Source organism: Sphingopyxis sp. SCN 67-31, assembly GCF_001725095.1.
In genome coordinates, this window is the sequence record NZ_MEFH01000229.1 from 1 (window position 1) to 5,036 (window position 5,036).

Consider the following 5,036-nt stretch of genomic DNA (forward strand, 5'->3'; position numbering starts at 1 on the left):
GATTTTGTACGACGAAGGACAACAGGCGATCGCCACCGAATCGCGCCGCATATTGGAAGCGCGCGTGCACAAGGACGATCTGCTCCCGCTGCTCCAGACAAGCGGGCGCTATCACGAAGCCTTCTGGGCCACCGCGAAAGAACAAGGCTGGACCGCGCTGGCCTTGCCGGAAGCCCATGGCGGCCTTGCGCTCGGCCTAGTCGAACTCGGCCTGATCGCGCACCAGGCGGGCCGCACGCTCAGCGGCGCACCCTTTCTGACCTCGAATTTCGGTGCGGCAAAAGCGATCGAGCTATACGGCAGCGATGATCAGAAACAGCGCTGGCTACCCGGCCTGGCAAGCGGGGATGTCATCGGGGCGGTCGCGATTGCATCGGGGCCTGACGCCCTGCCCGCCCATCCCAAAGTCACGCTGACCAATGATCGCCTCGATGGGGTGAAGGACGGCGTTTCGGGCGCATTACATGCCGACGTCGCCATTGTCTTCGCCAATGGCCCGGGTATGCCGGTCCTCGCGTTGGTCGATCTTGCCAAGGTCGAAAAGACGGCGATCGACAGCTTCGACAACAGCCGCTGCCTCGCCGACCTGCATTTTGCCGATACGCCCGCCGAGACGCTCGTCAGCGGAAGCGCCGCGCGCGCGGCGGCGCTGCACATTCTGGCATTGCAGGCCGTCATCACCGCGCACGAACAGACGGGCGGAGCCGAGGCGCTGATGGAAATCGCGCGCGACTATGCCGTCACGCGCAAGGCGTTCGGGCAACCGATCGGCGCCTTCCAGTCGATCAAGCACCGCATCGCCGAACTCTACGGCCTCGTCGAACTCGCGCGCGCCAATTGCATCCACGCGGCCTCGCGCGAGGGGCAGAGCGACTTCGTGACGGCGGCCGCCGCGGCGCGGCTTTCGGCGACCGAAGCCTATGACACCGCGGCGCGCGATTGCGTGCAGATCCACGGCGGCATCGGCGTGACCTGGGAAATCGGCCTGCACCTACATATGCGCCGCGCCCGCACGCTGGCGCTTGAACAGGGAAGCAGCCTGTTCTGGGAAGATATATTGGTCGATCGCCTGGCAGGAGAAGCAGCATGAGCGATCTCGAAGCCTATCGCGCGAAGGCCGCAGCCTGGTGCGAATCCGTCGCGCCCACGTTCGGCAAGGCGGCCCGCAAGGGCCTGAGCGTCGAAGAGGATCTCGCGCTCGGACGCCGCTATCAAAAGGCGAAATTCGATGCGGGCTTCGCGGGCATCAACTGGCCTACCGACCTCGGCGGACAGGGCCTTGGCCATATCGAGAAGATCACCTTCGAAGCCGAGGAGATGAAGCACGGCTTCCCGAACGTCTATTTCGGCATCTCGCTCGGCATGCCGGTGCCGGTGCTGATGCAGTTCGGCTCTGACCGCGATTTCGTGAAGGAGCGCGTGCTCAAGGCGCTGCAGGGCGAAGAAATCTGGTGCCAGCTCTTCTCCGAACCATCGGGCGGCACCGATCTTGCCGGCCTGCGCACGCGCGCCGAAACCGATGGCAACGGATGGAAGATTAACGGCCAGAAAGTCTGGACGAGCTGGGCGCAATATAGCGACTATGGCGTCATCGTCGTGCGCACCGACCCGACCGTCGCCAAGCACAAGGGCCTTACCTATTTCTGGGTCGACATGAAGGCGCCCGGCGTCACCGTGCGCCCGATCAAACTCGCCGGCGGCGACAGTCACGTCAACGAAGTCTTCTTCGACGATGTGAAGATCAGCGACGACCACCGCATGTCTCCGGTCGGCGGCGGCTTCTCGGTCGCGCTCGCGACCCTGATGATCGAACGCTATGTCGCAACCGACAGCGCCGGATTCGGCCCGCACCTCGACCTGTTCGTCGATCTGGCGAAAGACCTGATGATCAATGGCCGACCGGCTATCGAGGATGGCCGAATCCGGCAGCAGATCGCCCGCAACTATGCGATGCGTTCGGGGCTCGATTCGATCAATGTCCGCGCACGATTGATGATGCAGGCGGGTATGACGCCGGGTCCCGAAGGCTCGCTCAACAAGCTGGTCGCGGTGCGCTCGCGCCAAAAGCTGTCCGAACTCGCGATCGACCTGCAGGGCGTCGGCGGCTTCCACTTCGACGAGCATGCCTCGCCCAAGGACGATTGGGCATCGAGCTGGATCAACGCGCCGACCGGCCGCATCGCCGGCGGATCGGACGAAACGCTGCTCAACACGATCGCCGAGCGCATCCTCGGCCTGCCGCAAGACCATCGCCCCGACAAGGGCGTCCCCTTCAACCAGATTCCAGCCTGAGGAGCCTCCCCATGAAACTCGATTCCTCGACCGCGGCCGTCGTCACGGGCGGCGCGTCCGGTCTTGGCCGCGCAACCGCCGAAGCGCTTGCCGCCGCAGGCGCGAAGGTCGCGATCTTCGATATCAACGACGCGCTGGGCGAAGAGGTGGCGCATTCGATCGGCGGCCTGTTCGTCCATGTCGATATCACCGACGAACAGTCGGTTCTCGACGGCTTTGCCAAGGCGCGCGCCGCTCATGGTCAGGAACGCATCGCGGTCCACTGCGCGATGACGTCGCGCCGCGGCAAGACGCTTGCCTATGACAAGGAAACGGGCAAATTTCGCCGGACCCCGACCGCCGATTATGAATATGGCGTCGCGGGCATATTGACCGCCAGCTACCGGATCGGATCGATCGCGGCCGAAGGCATGGCGACATTGCCCGAACTTCATCTTCACCGCCTCGGTCGCGGCGCAGGACGCACAGATCGGTCAGGTCATCTACGGGTCGGCCAAGGCCGGGGTAAACGGCCTCGTCCTGCCGATGGCGCGCGATCTGATGGACCTCGGCATCCGGGTCAATTCGATCATGCCCGGCGTGTTCGGTACGCCGCTGCTCGGCAATATGAACCCCAAGGTCAAGGAAAGCCTCGAAGCGTCGGTCCCCTTCCCCAAGCGGCTCGGCAAGGCCGAGGAATATGCCAGCCTGGCGATGGAAATGATCCGCAACACCTATTTCAACGGCCAGGCCGTCCGCCTCGACGGCGCGATCCGCATGGCCCCTCGGTAACCCTCGGGGGCGGCCGCACGGCCCCGCGTCAAGACTTTCAAAAAAAGGAACATCATCATGGCCGAAGCCTATATCATCGACGCCGTCCGCACCCCGCGCGGGATCGGCAAGCCCGGCAAGGGCGCGCTGTCGCATCTTCACCCACAGCATCTCGCCGCGACCGTCCTCGCCGCGATCCGCGACCGCAATCATCTCGACACGGCAACGGTCGACGATATCGTCTGGTCGACCTCGTCGCAGAACGGCAAGCAGGGCGGCGACCTTGGCCGCATGGCGGCGCTGTCGGCGGGATACGACACCAAGGCCAGCGGAACGACGCTCGACCGCTTCTGTGGCGGCGGCATCAGCTCGGTCAATTTCGCCGCGGCGAGCGTGATGAGCGGAATGGAAGACTGCGTCATCGCCGGCGGCACCGAGATGATGAGCTACACCACCGCCTTTGCCGCCGAGCAGGCGAACGCGGGACTGCCGCCGCGCCTGATGGGATCGGGCCATGAAGCGCTCGACGAAATCCACCCGCAATCGCACCAGGGCATCTGCGGCGACGCGATCGCAACGATCGAGGGCATCAGCCGCGAAGCGCTCGACGCGCTCGCGCTCGTCAGCCAACAGCGCGCCGACAGAGCGATCAAGGAAGGCCGCTTCAACAAGTCGGTCGTGCCCGTCCTGAACCCGGACGGCAGCGTTGCGCTGGACCATGAAGAGTTCCCGCGCCCCGAAACCACCGCGGAGGGCCTTGCGTCACTCAAGCCCAGCTTTGCCGCGCTCGCCGATTTCGACATGGGCGGCGGCTTCACCTTCCGGAAACAGATCAACCGCCGCTATCCCGACCTTGAAATCCAGCATTTCCATCATGCAGGCAATTCGTCGGGCGTTGTCGACGGCGCCGCCGCGATTTTGCTGACATCCAAGGATTATGCCGACAAGCATGGCCTGAAGCCCCGCGCGCGCGTCGTCGCCTATGCCAATATCGGCGACGATCCGACGCTGATGCTCAACGCCCCGGTTCCGGCGGCCAAGAAGGTGCTCGAAAAAGCCGGACTGACCAAGGACGACATCGACGTCTGGGAAATCAACGAAGCCTTTTCGGTGGTCGCCGAAAAGTTCATCCGCGACCTCGACCTCGATCGCGAAAAGGTGAACATCAACGGCGGCGCGATGGCGCTCGGTCACCCGATCGGCGCGACCGGTTCGATCCTGATCGGCACCGCGCTCGACGAACTCGAACGCTCGGGTGGCCGCTATGGCCTCGTCACCATGTGCGCCGCGGGCGGCATGGCACCGGCCATCATCATCGAACGCATCTAAGACAATCGTCGTCATTGCGACCCCGGCGAAAGCCGGGGGAAGCAATCCAGGACGGTTTACGCCCCTCCTGGATTGCCGTGCCCCCCGGATTAAGTCCGGGGTCCTCGCAATGACGATGCAGGCATGGGAGACACAACATGGCCGGACCCCTCAAGGGCATCAGGATCATCGAATTTGCGGGGATCGGTCCCGGCCCCTATTGCGGGATGATGCTCGCCGACCATGGTGCGGAGGTAATCCGTATCGATCGTCCCGGCGGTTTCATGGACCCGCGCGATCCGCTGTCGCGCAACCGCACCTCGATCGCGCTCGACATGAAAAATCCCGATGCGGTCGCGATCGCGCGCGATCTGTGCAAGAGCGCCGACGGCATCATCGAAGGCTATCGTCCGGGCGTCATGGAGCGGCTGGGGCTCGGCCCCGATGTGCTGCTCGCCGACAATCCCAGGCTTGTTTACGGACGGATGACGGGCTGGGGCCAATATGGCCCCTATTCGCAGGCGGCCGGACACGACATCAACTATATCGCGCTGTCGGGCGTCCTCCATACCGTTGGCCGCGCTGGAGAAAAGCCGGTGCCGCCAGTCAATTATGTGGGCGATTTCGGCGGCGGCGGCATGATGCTGGCCTTCGGCATGGCAAGCGCGCTGCTGCACGCCGCGAAG

Annotated in this window: 4 protein-coding genes and 1 pseudogene; all 5 read left to right on the forward strand. The window is 64.4% G+C overall.

Annotated features, from left to right (window positions below; all coding sequences use genetic code 11):
* The first annotated feature begins 1 nt into the window (after nucleotide 1).
* A complete protein-coding gene (locus tag ABS88_RS24825) occupies nucleotides 2–1,090 on the forward strand; it encodes an acyl-CoA dehydrogenase family protein (RefSeq protein WP_286750910.1) in 1,089 nt (362 codons plus the stop codon).
* Nucleotides 1,087–2,292: an acyl-CoA dehydrogenase family protein gene (locus ABS88_RS24830; RefSeq protein ID WP_003051302.1), complete on the forward strand. Its 1,206-nt coding sequence runs from the start codon at nucleotides 1,087–1,089 to the stop codon at nucleotides 2,290–2,292. Before ABS88_RS24825 ends, ABS88_RS24830 begins: the two co-directional genes overlap by 4 nt.
* 11 nt (nucleotides 2,293–2,303) lie before the next feature.
* A pseudogene (locus ABS88_RS24835) lies at nucleotides 2,304–3,063 on the forward strand (SDR family oxidoreductase).
* Nucleotides 3,064–3,120: 57 nt separating this feature from the next.
* Nucleotides 3,121–4,371: an acetyl-CoA C-acetyltransferase gene (locus ABS88_RS24840; protein WP_058811707.1), complete on the forward strand. Its 1,251-nt coding sequence runs from the start codon at nucleotides 3,121–3,123 to the stop codon at nucleotides 4,369–4,371.
* Nucleotides 4,372–4,508: 137 nt separating this feature from the next.
* Nucleotides 4,509–5,036 (forward strand): CaiB/BaiF CoA transferase family protein (locus ABS88_RS24845; protein WP_286750911.1); only part of this gene is annotated, 528 nt, incomplete at its 3' end.

Coding starts and splice junctions, on each gene's coding strand:
- ABS88_RS24830 (WP_003051302.1), top strand. CDS start 1,087: ATGAGCGATCTCGAAGCCTATCGCGCGAAGGCCGCAGCCTGGTGCGAA.
- ABS88_RS24840 (WP_058811707.1), top strand. CDS start 3,121: ATGGCCGAAGCCTATATCATCGACGCCGTCCGCACCCCGCGCGGGATC.